Raw genomic sequence first — 17952 nt, 5'->3', positions numbered from 1 at the left:
GATTTACATTGAAAAAGTTATTTTTAGGCGCACTACTTATTGTTTTTGCAGGGGTTATGGCTGCTTGCGGATCAAATAATGCAAGTGATTCAAAAGAAATTGTCGTTGCTGCGACAAAAACACCGCACGCGGAAATTCTCGAAGAAGCAGAGCCGCTGCTAAAAGAAAAAGGCTACACGCTAAAAGTAAAAGTGCTGAGCGATTATAAAATGTACAATAAATCGTTGGCGGAAAAAGAAATTGATGCAAACTTCTTCCAACATGTTCCTTATCTTGACCAAGAAAACAAAGAAAATAAAGATTACAACCTTGTGAATGCCGGCGCGGTTCACCTTGAGCCATTCGGTATTTACTCTAAAAAGTATAAATCATTAAAAGATCTTCCAGACGGCGCGACGATTATTTTAACAAATAACGTGGCTGAGCAGGGACGTATGCTTGCAATGCTTCAAAACGGCGGATTAATTACGCTGGATTCAAAAGTAGAAGCAGTGGATGCGACACAGAAAAACATCACAAAAAATCCGAAAAATCTTAAGTTCAAGAAAATCGCACCTGAATTAACTGCAAAAGCATATGAAAACAAAGAAGGAGACGCTGCCTTCATTAACGTGAACTATGCGATTCAAAATAAATTAAATCCTAAAAAAGATGCGATTGAAGTTGAGTCTACAAAGAACAATCCGTATGCCAACATCATTGCAGTCCGTAAAGGTGAAGAAGATTCTAAAAAAATTAAAGCTTTAATGGAAGTTCTTCATTCTAAAGAAATTAAAAACTTCATTGATAAAAAATACGATGGATCTGTGCTTCCAGTAGCTGAATAAGAATCAAACCCCCGGATGATGAAAATCCGGGGTTTTTTGTGTAATTTCCTAAAAGCGGTTCATAATAAAAAGGAATTTTAATCGAGCTGGAGGGATATTTGTTGACTCAATATAATGAAAGTGGAAGCATGCAGAACGCCTTAAAACAATATAAAGAAGGTTTAGGCACTTTTGAACAAAAAATGCCGATGATGGGAAGAAAATTTAATGAATTCACTGAGCAGTGTTTTGAGGCCAATTCACTGACTGAAAAGGAAAAACAGCTGATCGCTCTTGGAATCAGCATTCATGCCCAAGATGAATACTGCATGATCTACCATACGAAAGGCTGCATTGATCAAGGAGCGACTGAGGAAAACATTCTCGAAACAGTCAGCGTCGCGGCTGCTTTCGGAGGCGGCGCCGCATTAAGCCAAGGCGTAACGGTTGTGCAGCAATGTATTCAGGAATTTGGCAGCACAACGCATTAATAGCAGGAATATTCCGAAAATCCTTTCTCGTTTAACCTGACGGGACGTATATGGTTTATGTGACTTCATATCAAGTCTCAGCCTCTTTGAAGAGATGCTGTATCATTGATAAAATAGAAGCAAATACTTGAAGGGATTGATTCATTATTTGCAGCAGCCAGGATAAACTTGATTTGGACTATACGGCGGAAATGGAAAAAGCGATGCACAAAACATACGGCATCGGATACGGAGAATACAGCCGCCGGCTGGACGCAAGGATGGAAGTTGAACGGCAGCGCGAGCTTGATTATGAGAAAAGCAAACACTTTTCTGAGCAGCTTAATGAGAAAATCAATCTTTAACAAAAGGGTGGGATTCCACTCTTTTTCTATTTAAGCGGCTTTAATAAAGCGCTGATCTTTGTTACACTTGAGACCGTTCAATCAAATCAATTTTTAAAGTTGTATTTACTTTTCATTTGCTATAAAATTAGAATGAGAATAAAATGAGAATAATGATTATATATTTCTGGAGGTATAGATATGGCTGCTTCAACATTAACGATAAAAGATCTTCACGTTGAAATCGAAGGAAAAGAGATCTTAAAAGGGGTAAACCTTGAAATAAAAGGCGGAGAGTTCCACGCTGTAATGGGACCGAATGGTACAGGTAAATCCACATTGTCAGCTGCAATTATGGGCCATCCGAAGTACGAGGTAACGAAGGGCAGCATTACGCTTGACGGCAAAGATGTCCTGGAAATGGAAGTGGACGAGCGTGCTCAAGCAGGCCTTTTCTTGGCAATGCAATATCCTAGTGAAATCAGCGGTGTGACAAACGCCGACTTCCTTCGTTCTGCGATCAATGCGCGCAGAGAAGAAGGCGATGAAATTTCTCTTATGAAGTTCATCCGCAAAATGGACGAAAATATGGAATTCCTTGAGATGGATCCGGAAATGGCACAGCGTTATCTTAACGAAGGTTTCTCCGGCGGTGAGAAAAAACGCAACGAAATCCTTCAGCTTATGATGATTGAGCCGAAAATCGCAATTCTTGATGAAATCGATTCAGGTCTTGATATTGACGCTCTTAAAGTCGTATCAAAAGGCATCAACAGAATGCGCAGTGAGAACTTCGGCTGCCTGATGATTACCCACTATCAGCGTCTGTTAAACTACATCACGCCTGATGTCGTTCACGTAATGATGCAGGGCCGCGTTGTCAAATCAGGCGGTGCAGAGCTTGCACAGCGCCTTGAAGCAGAAGGTTATGACTGGATTAAACAAGAACTTGGCATTGAAGACGAAACTGTTGGCCAAGAAGCGTAAGCGTTAGGGGGATTAACATGACATTAGAAACAAAACTATCCGTAGATCAGGAATATGTCAAAAGCTTTTCTGAAAAGCAGCAAGAACCTGCCTGGCTGAAAAACCTGCGCTTACAGGCTCTTGAACAAGCTGAGGATCTGCCGATGCCAAAGCCTGACAAAACAAAAATCACAAACTGGAACTTTACGCAGTTTGACAAACATACAGTAGACAATGCACCTTTATCTTCATTAGAAGACTTGACCGATGAAGTAAAAGCGCTGATTGACGTTGAAAATGCTGATAAAACGTTATATGTTCAGCGTGATCAGACGCCGGCTTATCTTTCTTTATCACAAGAGCTGAAAGACAAAGGCGTTATTTTCACAGATATTCTGACGGCTGCGCGCGAGCACAGCGATTTAGTTGAAAAATACTTTATGAAGGACGGCGTGAAAGTAGATGAGCATAAATTAACAGCTCTTCACGCGGCACTCGTTAACGGAGGCGCATTCCTTTATGTTCCGAAAAATGTTCAGGTGGAGACGCCGGTTCAAGCTGTTTATGTGCACGAAAGCAATGACACGACACTATTTAACCACGTGCTGATTGTGGCTGAAGATCATAGCTCAGTCACTTATGTGGAAAACTACATCAGTACGGTAAACCCTAAAGAAGCTGTATTCAACATTATCAGTGAAGTCATCACAGGTGATAATGCCAACGTGACGTACGGTGCGGTTGATAACTTATCTGCGGGTGTGACAACATACGTGAACCGCCGCGGCACTGCACGCGGACGCGACAGCAAAATTGAGTGGGCGCTCGGCTTGATGAATGACGGCGACACCATTTCTGAAAATACTACAAACCTCTACGGAGACGGCACATACGGCGATACGAAAACCGTTGTTGTCGGAAGAGGAGAACAAACACAAAACTTTACGACGCAAATCATTCATTTCGGTAAGGCTTCAGAAGGTTATATCTTGAAGCACGGCGTGATGAAGGATGCCGCTTCTTCGATTTTTAACGGAATCGGCAAAATCGAACACGGCGCGTCTAAAGCAAATGCGGAACAAGAATCCCGTGTGCTTATGCTCAGCGAAAAAGCGCGCGGAGACGCAAACCCTATTCTTTTGATTGACGAAGACGATGTAACTGCAGGACATGCGGCATCTGTCGGCCGTGTGGATCCGATTCAGCTTTACTACTTGATGAGCCGCGGAATCGCTAAAGAAGAAGCAGAACGCTTAGTCATTTACGGGTTCCTTGCGCCGGTAGTAAAAGAACTTCCGATTGAAGGCGTTAAGAAACAGCTTGTTTCTGTTATCGAAAGGAAAGTGAAGTAATGAATATCACAGATATTCGGGAACAGTTCCCGATCCTTCATCAGCAAGTGAACGGACATGATCTCGTCTATTTGGACAGCGCTGCGACTTCCCAGAAGCCGCGTGCTGTTATTGAAGCAGTGGACCAGTATTATAACCATTACAATTCCAACGTCCACCGTGGTGTTCATACACTTGGAACAAAAGCGACAGACGGTTATGAAGGAGCGCGTGAAAAAGTCCGGAAGTTTATTAATGCATCATCCATGCAGGAGATCATTTTTACGAAAGGGACCACGACTTCACTCAATATGGTCGCACTCAGCTATGCCCGCGCCAACTTGAAACAAGGCGATGAAATTGTGATTACCTATATGGAACATCATGCGAATATCATTCCTTGGCAGCAGGCGGCTAAAGCAACAGGCGCAACCTTGAAATATATACCGCTTCAAGAAGACGGCACGCTTTCTTTGGAGGACGTCAAGCAGACAGTGACAAGCAACACAAAAATTGTCGCCGTTTCGCATGTGTCCAACGTGCTCGGCACGATTAATCCAATTAAAGAAATTGCCAAAATCGCTCACGATAACGGGGCTATTATCGTAGTCGACGGGGCGCAAAGCACACCTCACATCAAAATTGACGTGCTGGATCTCGATTGCGACTTCTTTGCACTGTCTTCCCATAAAATGTGCGGCCCTACAGGTATCGGTGTGCTTTACGGAAAGAAAGCCCTGCTTGAAAACATGGAACCTGCTGAATTCGGCGGCGAAATGATTGACTTTGTAGGGTTATACGAATCGACTTGGAAAGAGCTTCCGTGGAAATTCGAAGCGGGCACTCCGATTATCGCGGGCGCGATCGGTTTAGGCGCTGCGATTGATTTTCTTGAAGAGATCGGGCTCGATGAGATTTCCCGCCATGAGCATAAGCTTGCATCCTATGCGCTTGAACGCTTCCGTCAGCTTGACGGCGTAACGATTTACGGGCCAGAAGAACGTGCGGGATTGGTCACATTTAATCTTGAAGACGTTCATCCGCACGACGTAGCGACTGTTCTTGATTCAGAGGGCATAGCAGTCAGAGCCGGACATCACTGTGCGCAGCCGCTGATGAAATGGCTGGATGTATCAGCTACTGCGAGAGCGAGCTTTTATCTGTATAATACAGAAGAAGAAATTGATAAACTGGCGGAAGCACTTCAAAAGACAAAGGAGTATTTTACAAATGTCTTTTAATGCAAACCTAGATACATTGTACAGACAGGTAATCATGGATCATTACAAGAACCCGCGAAACAAGGGCGTTTTGGATGACAGCATTGTCGTAGATATGAACAACCCGACATGCGGCGACCGAATCAGACTGACAATGAAACTTGACGGAGACATCGTGGAAGAGGCGAAGTTTGAAGGGGAAGGCTGTTCCATTTCCATGGCATCCGCTTCCATGATGACGCAGGCCATCAAAGGTAAAGATATTGAAACAGCCGTGCGGATGTCGAAGATTTTTTCTGACATGATGCAAGGCAAAGAGTATGATGAATCTATAGATCTCGGGGACATTGAAGCCCTTCAAGGCGTTTCAAAATTCCCTGCCCGTATAAAATGTGCCACCCTCTCATGGAAAGCACTTGAAAAAGGAGTCGCTGGCGAAGAAGGCGGCAATTAAAAGGATTGGAGTGAAAATGGATGGCTAAAAAAATGCCTGATATTGGTGAATACAAATACGGTTTTCACGACAAAGACGTTTCCATTTTCCGTTCAGAGCGCGGATTGACAAAAGAAATCGTAGAAGAAATTTCTCGCATGAAGGATGAGCCGCAGTGGATGCTTGACTTTCGTCTGAAATCTCTTGAGCATTTCTACAACATGCCGATGCCTCAATGGGGCGGAGATTTGAACGCCCTTAACTTTGACGAAATTACGTACTACGTGAAACCGTCTGAGCGTTCGGAACGTTCTTGGGATGAAGTGCCGGAAGAAATTAAGCAAACGTTCGACAAGCTTGGAATTCCTGAAGCTGAGCAAAAATACCTTGCGGGTGTTTCTGCGCAGTACGAATCTGAAGTGGTTTACCACAACATGAAAGAAGACCTTGAAGCTCAAGGAATCGTGTTCAAAGACACAGACAGCGCGCTTAAAGAAAATGAAGATATTTTCCGCGAGCACTGGGCAAAAGTGATTCCGCCGACTGATAACAAGTTTGCGGCGCTTAACTCAGCTGTATGGTCAGGCGGATCTTTCATCTACGTGCCTAAGGGCGTGAAAGTGGATACACCGCTTCAAGCGTATTTCCGCATCAACTCTGAGAATATGGGTCAGTTTGAACGTACGTTAATCATCGTGGATGAAGAAGCGAGTGTTCATTACGTAGAAGGCTGTACAGCGCCTGTTTACACAACAAACTCACTTCACAGTGCGGTTGTTGAAATCATCGTCAAAAAAGGCGGCTACTGCCGTTATACGACGATTCAAAACTGGGCGAACAACGTCTTCAACCTTGTGACGAAGCGTACGGTTTGCGAAGCGAACGCAACGATGGAATGGGTGGACGGAAACATCGGTTCTAAATTGACGATGAAATACCCTGCTGTCATCCTTAAAGGAGAAGGCGCGCGCGGTATGACACTATCTATCGCTCTTGCCGGTAAAGGGCAGCACCAGGATGCAGGGGCGAAAATGATTCACCTTGCACCGAATACGTCATCTACGATCGTGTCAAAATCCATTTCGAAACAAGGCGGAAAAGTGACTTACCGCGGTATCGTTCATTTCGGACGCAAAGCGGAAGGCGCACGCTCAAACATCGAATGTGACACACTTATCATGGATAACAAATCAACATCAGATACGATCCCTTACAATGAAATCTTAAACGATAACATTTCATTGGAGCACGAAGCGAAGGTTTCAAAAGTATCTGAAGAACAGCTCTTCTACTTGATGAGCCGAGGCATTTCTGAAGAAGAAGCAACAGAAATGATCGTTATGGGCTTCATCGAGCCATTCACAAAAGAGCTTCCGATGGAATACGCAGTTGAAATGAACCGCTTGATTAAGTTCGAGATGGAAGGTTCAATCGGTTAATCAGCCTGTAATCAAAAAGGACGTGACTGGGAAAACCAGTTCATGTCCTTTTTTATATGAACCGCTTTGCGAGATTGGAGCCGCACAATGGATTGTCAGACAAACAAGCGGAGTCACCACGTATAACGCGGCCTTCCTTGCTGGATCATTGTGCTGTTTGTTTTTTCATTGTTTCACATTCTTGCAGGAGCGGGCGTACCCATCCACTTGCGATGTGAATCCGCGCGCATGTTTTGTTAAAATAAAATAAGGCTATAAAAAAGATTCAACATAGAAAAGGTGTTAAAAGATGAAAACGTATATTGTAGTCGGCGCCGGCATTCTCGGTGCATCAACAGCCTATCATCTTGCTAAAGCGGGTGCGTGTGTAACGTTAGTTGATCGAAAAGAGCCCGGACAAGCCACTGCCGCAGCGGCTGGGATTGTCTGTCCTTGGCTTTCGCAGCGCCGCAATCAGGACTGGTACAGGCTCGCCAAAGGCGGCGCCCGGTACTATGCTGATTTAATCAAACAATTAGAAGAGGATGGAGAGACGGATACGGGGTATAAACGAGTTGGCGCGATCAGCATCCATACAGATGCCGCGAAGCTTGATAAGATGGAAGAACGGGCGTATAAGCGGCGTGAAGATGCACCGGAAATCGGTGAGATTACCCGCTTGTCTGCGGATGAAACAAAGAAGCTGTTTCCGCTTTTATCAGAGGAGTATGAATCGGTTCATATCAGCGGTGCGGCCCGTGTAAATGGAAGAGCGCTATGCCGGTCTCTTGTAAGCGCGGCGAGAAAACATGGCGCCGTTATTTTATACGATAATGCCAAATTGTTGTATGAAGGCAATCACGTTCGCGGAATAGAAACGGAAAATGAGACGCTGCTTGCAGATCAGGTGATTGTAACAGCGGGTGCTTGGGCAAGTGAGATTTTGAAGCCGCTTGGCATGGATTTTCAAGTAACATACCAAAAAGCGCAAATCGTCCATTTCGAAATGCCTGATAATGATACTGGCGAATGGCCGGTGGTCATGCCGCCAAGTGACCAATACCTTCTCGCATTCGCTAACGGCCGGATCGTAGCAGGAGCAACACATGAAAATGAGGCAGTACTTGGTGACTGCCGGGTGACAGCGGGAGGAGTCTCCGACATTTTAAACAAAGCGCTGACAATCGCGCCCGGACTTTCAGAAAGCACGATACTTGAGGAAAGAGTGGGATTCCGACCGTTTACGCCTGGTTTTCTGCCTGTAATCGGAGCGCTGCCGAATGTGAAAGGCTTGCTGATCGCCAATGGACTCGGGGCTTCAGGACTGACGAGCGGGCCTTTTCTGGGGGCAGAACTTGCAAAGCTTGCGCTCGGAAAGCAGACAGAATTGGACCTTAGTCATTATGATCCTGCCGGCGCCTTGCATAATAATTAGAAACATAACAAACAAATATAAAAGCAAGCCGTTGTAGCTTTTCTTTTCTACCTGTGTTAGCATTTACCTTTAATGAAAAAGAGGACGTGAACTGATTTTGATAAAAATTGATATACCTGCTCCAAATGTAACCATTACCGAACGGCAGCAGTCAGCGAATGAAAACGAACCGAAAATAAAGCCGATCCACGGTTTCATTGACTTTCATCAGATTCCAAGAGATAAAGGCGGCATCTTCATGTTTTATAACATTAATGATGAGCTGCTTTTTGTCGGCAAAGCAAGAAAGTTAAGACAGCGAATCAAAAAGCATTTCGAAGATAATGTATCACCAATCAAACAGCACAGAGACGAAGTGTATAAGATTGAAGTATGTTTAGTTGAAGATCCAATGGATCGAGAAATTTACGAAACATATATGATCAACACACTTCAATCGAAATACAACATAGACAAAGTATTCTATAAATAAGCCATCAGTCTGCGGATTGATAACAAAGCCAGAGCTTTTTCTAAGCTCTGGCTTTTGCATGAGAAAGAATTGAAGATTCTTCTTCATTGAAAACATAACATAAACTTTTGAGAAATTTCAGAAAATAATATTGACAACGATCACCTCCGCCTATTAATATAACAATATATAATGTTATATAACGTTATATAATAAAAAAGGGGAGTGAAGGATTTGAGTCAGGCCACAGCAAAAGTAAATCGTGAGGTTCAAGCTTTTTTGCAGGATTTGAAAGGGAAGACAATTGACCATGTATTCTTCGTCGCATGCGGAGGGTCTTCGGCTATCATGTACCCGAGTAAATATGTGTTTGACAGAGAGGCAAAAGCCATCAGCTCCGATCTGTACAGCTCGAATGAATTTATCCGCCGCAACCCGGTTCAGCTTGGAGAGAAATCACTCGTCATATTGTGTTCTCATTCAGGGAATACGCCGGAAACAGTAAAGGCCGCAGCTTTTGCCAGATCAAAAGGCGCGCTTACGATCACAATGACCTTTAAACCGGATTCTCCATTGGCGCAGGAGGCCCAATATGTGGCCCAATATGATTGGGGAGATGCGGCCCAGGCGATCAACACCAACTATGGGGTGCTTTATCAAATCGTCTTCGGCGCCTTGCAAGTGTTAGAACAGCATACGAAATTTGAACAAGCGATAGATGGGTTAGATAAGCTGCAAGCCGTGTATGACGAAGCGCTGAAGCAGGAGTCAGGCAACGCGCAGCAATTTGCTAAGACACACGAAAAAGAAAACATTATTTACACAATGGCGAGCGGTGCAAACTACGGTGTCGCCTACTCCTACAGCATCTGCATTCTCATGGAAATGCAATGGATTCATTCCCACGCCATTCATGCCGGAGAATATTTTCACGGACCGTTTGAAATTATTGATGAATCCGTTCCTTTTATCATCCTGCTCGGCTTAGACGAAACAAGACCACTTGAAGAGCGGGCGCTTTCCTTCTCGAAAAAATATGGCAAAAAGCTGACGGTTCTGGATGCTGCCGCTTATGACTTCTCCGCAATTGACGATTCAGTTAAGGGTTATCTTGCTCCGCTTGTGCTGAATCGTGTGTTGAGAAGCTATGCAGATTCATTGGCTGAAGCAAGAAATCATCCTTTATCTCATAGAAGATACATGTGGAAGGTAGAGTATTGATCTAAAAAATGGATAGATTATGCGTCAGACTATAATGTTATATAACATTATAGTCTGATATCCACAGGAGGCCAACCCTTTGAAAAAATTTGTTTTCTTCCTAGTTATTGCGTCCGTATGTATGCTTGCCATCTCCGGCTGTTCAAGCCAAAGCAGCTCTTCAGACGGAAAGGTCACATTAAAGTTTTTCCACAGATGGCCGAAAGAGCCCGAAAGACGCTATTTTGAAGAAGTCGTGAAGGAATTTGAAAAAGAGCATCCGGATATTCATATTCAAACTGAAGCGGTTCTGAATGATTCGTATAAGGATAAAATCAAGGTTATGCTGGGAACAAGCAGTCCGCCGGATGTTTTCTTCTCTTGGAGTGACGAGTTTGCTGCTAAGTTCATCAGAGGAAACAAGGCGCTGGATCTCTCTTCCTACTACAAAAATGATACGGAATGGTCGTCCCAACTAGTGGGGACACAAATTAAGCCGTTTACTTATGAAGAAAAAGAATATGGCGTACCTTGGCAAATGGATGCCAAATCGTTTTTTTACAATAAGGACATTTTTGAAAAGCTTAATTTGAAGCCGCCTTCCACATGGGAAGAATTGATCGAAGTGTCAAAAAAGCTGAAAGCAAACGGCTATACACCGATCAGCTTCGGCACAAAGGCGCCTTGGACGATCTCCCATTATATCGGCACGCTGAATCAGCGGATGGTGGACGAAAAAACGAGAGAACGGGATTACGACGCAAAAACAGGAGAATTTACGGATGAAGGTTATGTAAAGGCTCTCGAGAAGCTGAAAGAGCTAATGCCTTACTTTAACGAGCATGTAAATTCCATTGATCATGAGTACGCAAGACAGCAGTTTAAAAGCGGTAAATCGGCGATGATGTATGCTGAAACAGCAGAAATCAAGCTGGTTGATCCTGTTAATTTAGGCTTATTTTCATTCCCTGACATAACAGGACAAAAAGGATCGTCCAATTCGCTGACCGGCGCTCCAGAAGGATTTATGATCTCCTCCAAAACGAAGCATCCGAAAGAAGCAATGGAATTTTTACAATTTTTGACCTCGAAAAAAATGGGTGAAAAGCTGGTCAAGGATGTCGGCAAATACAGCGCAGTGCAAGGAACGGCAACAGAGGAAAATTCCACAGCGACGCAGCGCGAAGCCGTCCAGCAAATCATTGATGCCGACTCAATGGTGTCTTGGTTTGATATGGATGTTGATGTGGAAATCGCGGATGTGTACTTGAGCGGTGTCCAGCAAATGCTCGGAGGCGATATGACGCCGGCTGAGGTGATGAAGTCCGTACAAAAAGCAGCCAAACAAGTGAGAGCGGCTGCTGAATAAACCGAAGAAAAGGTGGGACACTCGCGCCTTTTCTTTTTATAAAGGAGATGAGTTTAGCCTTGGTCAACCAAAATAAAATAATCCCCTATTTGTTTTTACTGCCCGCTCTTGTTTTTTTACTATTCGTTTACATTCCGATCTTTGAAAATATCTTCCTCAGTTTGTTTCAATGGAGTTCTTTTTCTCCAGAAAAAACGTTTATCGGCCTTAAAAATTATAGTGATTTGTTTCATGACCCTGTCTTTTACAAGGCGCTCACCAATAATGTCCTTTATGCCGTTATATCTATCGTCTGCCAAGTGTTTGGCGGTTTGATATTGGCGGCGGTGCTGGAAGACAGGCTGGTAAGAAAATGGTCGCCTTTTTTTCGTACGGTGTTTTTCCTTCCCGTTGTCATCTCTATGACGGTCATCGCCCTGTTGTTTGACTTCATTTATAATCCTGAGATCGGGCTTTTAAACCAGCTGTTGGAGGCTGTCGGGCTTGATCAGTTTACGAGGGCGTGGCTTGGGGATGACAGCACCGCTATGATGTCGGTTATTTTTGTTTCCCAATGGCAGTCTGTCGGTTATATCGCTATGCTTTACATCGTGTCCATTCAAAAAATTCCCGATGAATTGTATGAGGCGGCACGGCTTGACGGCGCGGGCAAACTCCAGCAATTTTTTCATATTACAGTGCCCCAGACAAAGGAGATGTCGTTTGTAGCAGTGGTCATGACGCTGACGGGCGCCTTTACGGTGTTTAACGAGCCGTATATTTTGACAGGCGGCGGGCCGGGGAACGCATCCGAAGTGTTAAGCACCTTTTTATATAAAAGCGCCTTTACAAAGGATATGATGGGCTATGCGTCCGCGATTGCCACGGTTGTTTTACTCATCACGCTCACATTGTCGCTCATGCAGATGAAATTTTTTAACACAGGAAAGGAGGATTAATATGCTGCCTCAGAAGACAGATTCGTTCCAATTAGATCCCGTGCCGGACCGGCAGACAGAAGGAAAAAGAACGGCCAAACGAAAATGGTACGCCGGAGAAACATCAGTGTGGATTTTTTTGTTTATTTATCTGATTGCGATTGCGTATCCGCTTCTTTGGATGGTCATGAGCTCCTTTAAAAGCTCTGAAGATATCTTTGCGAACAGTTGGTCTTTGCCATCAGAATGGCACTTTGAAAACTATGCATCCGCCTGGAATCAGGGTATTTCCTCATACTTTATGAACAGTGTCATCGTAACGGTGCTGACTTGTCTTATCACCGTGTTTGTCAGCGCATGGGCGGCCTATGGACTTTCGAGATTCCAATTCAAAGGCAAGGGGTTCTTTTTAGTGATTTGTCTCGGCGGTTTGATGCTGACGCCGCAGGTCAGCCTTGTGCCGCTCTATTCGATTATTCAGTCGCTGGGGCTTTACAATACGTATTGGGCGCTGATATTGCCGTATGCCGCTTATCGGATTCCATTTACTATCATCCTGATCCGCTCATATTTTCTTTCCATTTCTAAAGAACTGGAGGAAGCGGCTTATTTGGATGGGTGTACAAGTATTGGAGTTTTTTTCAGAATATTCTTACCAATGAGTGTGCCGATTTTGGTCACTTCCGGAATATTGACCGCTTATCATACGTGGAATGAATTTATGTTTGCGATTATTTTCATTGACGATGAGAATTTACGGACGATTCCGGCCGGGCTGATGCAGTTCAGGGATGCACTTCAGACGGATTGGGGCGTCTTGTTAGCTGGTTTAACCATTTCGGCCGCTCCGATTATTATCTTATTTTTATTGATGCAGAAGTATTTTGTCCGCGGTATTGCAAACGGAAGTGTAAAAGGATGAAGGAGGAACACGATGAAACTCATTGCTGTAGGAGATAATGTGGTGGATTATTATCAGGATCAGGAGACGTTTTATCCCGGAGGAAATGCTTTGAATGTGGCGGTGCTGGCTAAGCGTTTGGGGCACGCCGCTTCTTATATCGGCATTGTCGGAAACGATGAAGCCGCTTCGCACATTGTGAAGGTGCTGAAGAAAGAAAAAGTGAATACAGATCACCTTCGGCAGGCTTTCGGCGAAAATGGAATGGCGGTTGTCACCCTTGATGAGAGAGGAGACAGAGTATTCGTCAAATCAAATAAAGGCGGCATACAGTCTCGTCTAAAGATTGTTTTTCAGGAGCATGATTTGTCGTTTGCGGCAGAGCACGATTTGCTGCATACAAGCGTCTACAGCCGTATCGAGAATGATCTGCCCCAACTGTGCCTGCTGCTTCCGGTCTCCTTTGATTTTTCCACAAATCGCGAGGAGGAGTATATGAAGAAGGTTTGTCCTTACGTGACTTACGCGTTTTTTTCAGGAAGCGATCTGAGCGAAGCAGAGTGCCGTCAGCTTGCGGAGAAGGCTCATCAGTACGGGGCGAAAATGGTTTGTATGACCAGAGGGGAGCATGGCGCCGTTTTATATGCGGACGGGCGCATTCATTATCAGCCCATTGTTGAAACTGATATAATAGATACACTTGGAGCGGGAGATTCATTTATTGCAGGTTTTTTGACGTCCTTTTATGAAAAACAGGACATCTCTTGCGCTTTACATGAAGCGGCGCAGACGGCTGCAAAGACGTGCGGCGTTTACGGGGCCTTCGGTTACGGCCATCCTTATAAACTGGATGGCGGAAAAGGCAGTGAAAAAACGAGAATACTATAATATCAGCAGTGTCTCGTTTTTATGCACGTTATGTGTAAGGGCTGTCGATGGTAAATGTCACCCTGTTTGTATGCATCATAAACAGTGAGCAGTAAATCGGCTGATCTTTTGACATAAAAGCCGTTTTGTCGATTTCAAACAGTGCGTCTCCGATATCGCAGGCCAGATACCGGCTTTCCTCTTGTTTGGCATATACCACGTTTAAGAGCTTTGTATTATGAGTGGGGACGACTTGGTACTGCTGCTTTAAAATATCATGCATGGAGACACCGTCACTGATGAATCGGCCGATATCGGGAAACAAAGCAAGCGGATAATGGGTGATTTCAAAGGATAGCGGCTGATCTTCATTGTATAAAATACGTTTTAACTCGACGACCGGGCTTTCCGGTTCAATTTGAAGCTTTGCGGCAATGGGTTTAGGCGCTGATATGACCTCATGGGAAAGGACTTGATGTTTTGGTTTTTTTCCAGTTGACTCCATAAATTCGGAATAGCCGTTGACAGCGATCAGCTCTCTTTTTAATTTAGGGCTTTTGACAAACGTTCCTTTTCCCTGCTGCCTGACAAGATAGCCTTCATCGACAAGATCGAGAATGGCTTTTCTGACGGTGATGCGGCTGACATTGTATTTGCTGCAAAGTTCACTTTCAGTCGGCAGCTTAATGGAAGGGGAATATATGCCTTTCTTAATGTCATCTGTGATGATTTGTTTTAACTGGATGTATAAAGGTTTAGAACTTCCGTTATTTAACAAGGGGTGAACCTCCTTTAAGCGATTATCATCATTATAATGTATTATGATGTTATAATACAAATTTGCGTTTCATCTAGAAATATGGAAATGGAACACTATAAAAATAACAGAAAGAGCAAAGTGTTTCCAGTGGCGAAATAGTGTCGGCATCATTTGAAAAAGACGGGGGAGTGTTTTCAGATGGCTTCATTAACATTTGAACATATAAAAAAGACGTACGGTTCCCAGAGCAATTTAACGGTGAAGGATTTTGATCTGGAAGTAAGGGATAAGGAACTGTTGGTGCTGGTCGGACCGTCGGGCTGCGGAAAATCAACGACACTAAGGATGGTGGCCGGTTTAGAAAGCATTTCTGAAGGAAGCCTCTATATCGGCGGACAATTGGTCAATGATATGCCGCCGAAAGAAAGAGATATCGCAATGGTTTTTCAAAACTATGCGCTTTATCCGCATATGACGGTATTTGATAATATGGCGTTTGGTTTAAAGCTTAGAAAAATGCGGAAAAAAGAAATCGCGGAGCGGGTGCACGCCGCAGCAAACATTTTGGAGATTGAGCATCTGCTGAAACGAAAACCGAAGGCTCTTTCAGGGGGACAGCGGCAGCGAGTGGCGCTCGGCAGGTCAATCGTACGCGAGCCGAAGGTGTTTTTAATGGACGAGCCGCTGTCCAATTTGGACGCAAAGCTTCGGGTGACGATGCGGACGGAGATCAGCAAGCTTCATCAGCGCTTGGAAGCGACTATTATATATGTGACACACGACCAGACGGAAGCGATGACGATGGGCGACCGGATCGTTGTCATGAATGAAGGCGACATTCAGCAGGTGGCGAGCCCTCATGATATTTATCATTATCCGGCAAACTTATTTGTAGCGGGATTTATCGGCTCACCCGGCATGAATTTTCTGAAAGGTGTCATTGAAGAGCAGCATGGAGAGCTGTTTTTTTCAAATCCAGCCGTCCGCCTGCTCATTCCCAAAATGAAAGGCAAGCTGTTGAAGGAAAAGGGATATGTCGGAGAAGAAATGATAGCCGGAGTGCGGCCGGAGCATATAACCCATATGACGGAGCAGAAAAAGCCGTTTGCCTCATCTTTTAAAGCAAGGGTTGAAGTAAATGAAAATCTGGGTTCAGAGCTGATTGTGCATGTTTCCGCAGGGGACGAGCGGCTGACAGTGCGGCTTGACGGCAGTACCAGCCTTGCAGCGGGCGATTCGATTCAGCTTGCGGTGAAAATGGACAAAGCGGTCTTCTTTGACGCTGATACAGAACAGGCTGTTTATTAAAAAAAGGGTGCCGCTTTTGAGCTAAGCAGTTCGATAATGTGGAGAAAATAAATTCGCACATAAAAACGCTTGGATGATTGGTCCAAGCGTTTTCCCTTACTTTATAAAATGATCGTGATAGATAACGGTCTTACGTTCTCCCTGATATACATAGGCAGGCTTGGTTCCAATGACTTGTATACCCGTATGACTGACTAAAATACCTGTTTCTTCAGGTAAAGAGATAACAGGAGCTTTATATTCTTTAACATACTTTTTTATCAATGGGTCATTTTCATGTTTGTAGTGACACCAAATAGAGTATTCTTTTACAAGTTCTAAGCCATTAAACTTGTTTAATCTAACATGGTTAGGATCCATATGTGAACATGTCGTTATATGTTTACCAAGAATGATGGCGCCGGCACTTCCGCCATAGACTATGCCATCATTTTCTGTATAGCCTTTTAAAACTTCGATGAAAGCAGTATCAATGAATTTTTTTAGTAAACTAAAAGTATTTCCTCCTCCGATGTATACTGCCGAAAAATCATCCAGATCTTGAATGCTCTTGTCTTTAACGTTAGTCCACATGGTGATGTCTCTTATACCTAACGGATTAAAAAGGCTGTTTATCCACTCAAAACAATCATCAAATTGGGAAGTATCCATTGCGATAGGAATATACAATAAAGGCTTATCTTTATCTAATTCTTTTACAAAACGTTTATCTATTGTTTGAGTTTGGCCAGCATCTCCGCCTCCAGAAAGAAATAATGTCCCCATAAAACCCCTCATTCAATTAAACTTATAACGATTTCAAATTGATAAAAGGGATTAGTTGGCTTGAATTTTGAGCGGGCACCCTTTTGTTTTACGGCCAAATCTCGTCCGCCCATTCCGGGTGGTCGATGAAAGGATTGCGATTATGCTGAAATTCATCGTAAATGATATCATTTCTTCTTCGTTCAGAGTCGTCAACAGGGTCTTGCTTGTTCCATTCGAGAAGAACGGATTGTTTGCCATGATAGGGTGAAGAACCGTTTCCTGTTTTATCATTCAGTTCAAGGTCCGGGTACCCGTCATCTCCCTCATAGCGGACAGCCATGTAAAAAAGCATGCGCGCCACATCGCCTTTCACCTCATCGCGAGGCTCCCATGAGTCTCCGTCATAATAATTTCCCGGTGCTTTTGGGTGTTCGCTTCCTCCGTTGTCGAAATCCATATTTCCTCTGGCGCTGTTGACTTGCACGTCAGCAGGACGCAAATGATGGATGTCTGTGCCAGGGCCTTTGCTTGTACCGAACCCGCCATGGGATTTGGCCCATACATGCTCCCGGTTCCAGTCGCCGACACTGCCGCCGTTCAGGCTTTTCGCACGAGATTCATTTGTATAGAGCAAGATGACATTGTTCGGATTTGCGGGATCTTCATCCGTTTCTTTCAATGCTGTCCACACTTCGCTGTATGACAGCATCGTATGCCCGCTGATGATGCGGTGCAGGGCACTTTTTAATGCTTCACCGCTTTTCCCCTCAGCCGTTTCATAATAAGCGTCCGTATCAGCAGACGGAGCAGCGGGGGCTGGAGCAGCTGATAAAAAGATGTTTTTAAAACCGGCCGAAGCAGAGACCAATCGGCTGTTCAGGCTGTTGTCAGCTTGAACGCTTGCTGATGCTGACGGCGCAAATCCTCCGAAAATAAGCAATGTACAGACGAACGGCAAAAACCATAATTTTTTAGTCATCACTTGCCCTCCTTTTCTCTATTATCTAAA

Annotated in this window: 19 protein-coding genes; 16 read left to right on the top strand and 3 right to left on the bottom strand. The window is 44.2% G+C overall.

What is annotated here, in order from left to right; all coding sequences use genetic code 11:
• Positions 1 to 8: 8 nt before the first annotated feature.
• The 15 genes from metQ to AAHT65_RS02170 all read left to right on the top strand — a co-directional run bounded on the left by metQ (position 9) and on the right by AAHT65_RS02170 (position 14149).
• On the top strand, positions 9 to 827 hold the full coding sequence (gene metQ / locus AAHT65_RS02240) for a methionine ABC transporter substrate-binding lipoprotein MetQ (protein WP_343310916.1): 819 nt from the start codon (positions 9 to 11) through the stop codon (positions 825 to 827).
• 128 nt (positions 828 to 955) lie between these two features.
• Positions 956 to 1297: a carboxymuconolactone decarboxylase family protein gene (locus AAHT65_RS02235; RefSeq protein ID WP_370499861.1), complete on the top strand. Its 342-nt coding sequence runs from the start codon at positions 956 to 958 to the stop codon at positions 1295 to 1297.
• A 191-nt stretch (positions 1298 to 1488) separates the two neighbouring features.
• Positions 1489 to 1641 carry a hypothetical protein gene (locus AAHT65_RS02230; protein ID WP_106034020.1) on the top strand — a complete coding sequence of 51 codons (153 nt, stop codon included), beginning with the start codon at positions 1489 to 1491 and terminating at the stop codon, positions 1639 to 1641.
• Positions 1642 to 1821: 180 nt separating this feature from the next.
• Positions 1822 to 2607, top strand: a complete 786-nt coding sequence (gene sufC / locus AAHT65_RS02225) for a Fe-S cluster assembly ATPase SufC (protein ID WP_003327022.1) — start codon at positions 1822 to 1824, stop codon at positions 2605 to 2607.
• A 17-nt stretch (positions 2608 to 2624) separates the two neighbouring features.
• Complete coding sequence (gene sufD, locus AAHT65_RS02220) at positions 2625 to 3938, top strand: Fe-S cluster assembly protein SufD (RefSeq protein ID WP_003327023.1); 1314 nt, start codon at positions 2625 to 2627, stop codon at positions 3936 to 3938.
• On the top strand, positions 3938 to 5158 hold the full coding sequence (gene sufS, locus AAHT65_RS02215; RefSeq protein WP_343310915.1) for a cysteine desulfurase SufS: 1221 nt from the start codon (positions 3938 to 3940) through the stop codon (positions 5156 to 5158). The genes sufD and sufS overlap by 1 nt, the downstream gene beginning before the upstream one ends.
• Positions 5148 to 5591 (top strand): Fe-S cluster assembly sulfur transfer protein SufU, encoded by a 444-nt coding sequence (sufU, locus tag AAHT65_RS02210; protein WP_003327025.1) that lies wholly within the window; start codon positions 5148 to 5150, stop codon positions 5589 to 5591. The genes sufS and sufU overlap by 11 nt, the downstream gene beginning before the upstream one ends.
• 20 nt (positions 5592 to 5611) lie before the next feature.
• On the top strand, positions 5612 to 7009 hold the full coding sequence (sufB, locus tag AAHT65_RS02205; protein ID WP_003327026.1) for a Fe-S cluster assembly protein SufB: 1398 nt from the start codon (positions 5612 to 5614) through the stop codon (positions 7007 to 7009).
• Between the two features lie 289 nt (positions 7010 to 7298).
• On the top strand, positions 7299 to 8423 hold the full coding sequence (locus tag AAHT65_RS02200) for an NAD(P)/FAD-dependent oxidoreductase (protein ID WP_088117926.1): 1125 nt from the start codon (positions 7299 to 7301) through the stop codon (positions 8421 to 8423).
• A gap of 97 nt (positions 8424 to 8520) precedes the next feature.
• On the top strand, positions 8521 to 8895 hold the full coding sequence (locus tag AAHT65_RS02195; protein WP_003327028.1) for a nucleotide excision repair endonuclease: 375 nt from the start codon (positions 8521 to 8523) through the stop codon (positions 8893 to 8895).
• A 213-nt stretch (positions 8896 to 9108) separates the two neighbouring features.
• Positions 9109 to 10095, top strand: a complete 987-nt coding sequence (locus tag AAHT65_RS02190; protein ID WP_343310913.1) for an SIS domain-containing protein — start codon at positions 9109 to 9111, stop codon at positions 10093 to 10095.
• A 79-nt stretch (positions 10096 to 10174) separates the two neighbouring features.
• Positions 10175 to 11443: an ABC transporter substrate-binding protein gene (locus tag AAHT65_RS02185; protein WP_343310912.1), complete on the top strand. Its 1269-nt coding sequence runs from the start codon at positions 10175 to 10177 to the stop codon at positions 11441 to 11443.
• 59 nt (positions 11444 to 11502) lie between these two features.
• Positions 11503 to 12381, top strand: coding sequence for a carbohydrate ABC transporter permease (locus AAHT65_RS02180; protein ID WP_106272706.1), 879 nt, complete (start codon positions 11503 to 11505; stop codon positions 12379 to 12381).
• Position 12382: 1 nt separating this feature from the next.
• Positions 12383 to 13282, top strand: coding sequence for a carbohydrate ABC transporter permease (locus AAHT65_RS02175; RefSeq protein WP_010789866.1), 900 nt, complete (start codon positions 12383 to 12385; stop codon positions 13280 to 13282).
• A 12-nt stretch (positions 13283 to 13294) separates the two neighbouring features.
• Positions 13295 to 14149, top strand: coding sequence for a fructoselysine 6-kinase (locus AAHT65_RS02170; RefSeq protein WP_003327034.1), 855 nt, complete (start codon positions 13295 to 13297; stop codon positions 14147 to 14149).
• Positions 14150 to 14177: 28 nt separating this feature from the next.
• Here the strand turns inward: AAHT65_RS02170 and AAHT65_RS02165 are convergent, their stop codons facing one another.
• Positions 14178 to 14906 carry a GntR family transcriptional regulator gene (locus tag AAHT65_RS02165; RefSeq protein WP_010789864.1) on the bottom strand — a complete coding sequence of 243 codons (729 nt, stop codon included), beginning with the start codon at positions 14904 to 14906 and terminating at the stop codon, positions 14178 to 14180.
• A gap of 180 nt (positions 14907 to 15086) precedes the next feature.
• On the opposite strand from AAHT65_RS02165, the gene AAHT65_RS02160 reads away from it, so the two are divergent.
• Positions 15087 to 16196, top strand: a complete 1110-nt coding sequence (locus tag AAHT65_RS02160; RefSeq protein WP_343310911.1) for a sn-glycerol-3-phosphate ABC transporter ATP-binding protein UgpC — start codon at positions 15087 to 15089, stop codon at positions 16194 to 16196.
• A 96-nt stretch (positions 16197 to 16292) separates the two neighbouring features.
• On the opposite strand, the gene AAHT65_RS02155 is transcribed toward AAHT65_RS02160, so the two are convergent.
• Positions 16293 to 16961 (bottom strand): Type 1 glutamine amidotransferase-like domain-containing protein, encoded by a 669-nt coding sequence (locus AAHT65_RS02155; RefSeq protein WP_343310910.1) that lies wholly within the window; start codon positions 16959 to 16961, stop codon positions 16293 to 16295.
• A gap of 88 nt (positions 16962 to 17049) precedes the next feature.
• Positions 17050 to 17922 (bottom strand): endonuclease I family protein, encoded by an 873-nt coding sequence (locus AAHT65_RS02150; protein WP_343310909.1) that lies wholly within the window; start codon positions 17920 to 17922, stop codon positions 17050 to 17052.
• Between the last annotated feature and the right edge of the window lie 30 nt (positions 17923 to 17952).

Origin of the sequence: Bacillus atrophaeus (genome assembly GCF_039519175.1) — a bacterium.
In the GTDB taxonomy this organism is placed as follows: domain Bacteria; phylum Bacillota; class Bacilli; order Bacillales; family Bacillaceae; genus Bacillus; species Bacillus atrophaeus.
This window is presented reverse-complemented; position numbering and strand designations above follow the sequence as displayed.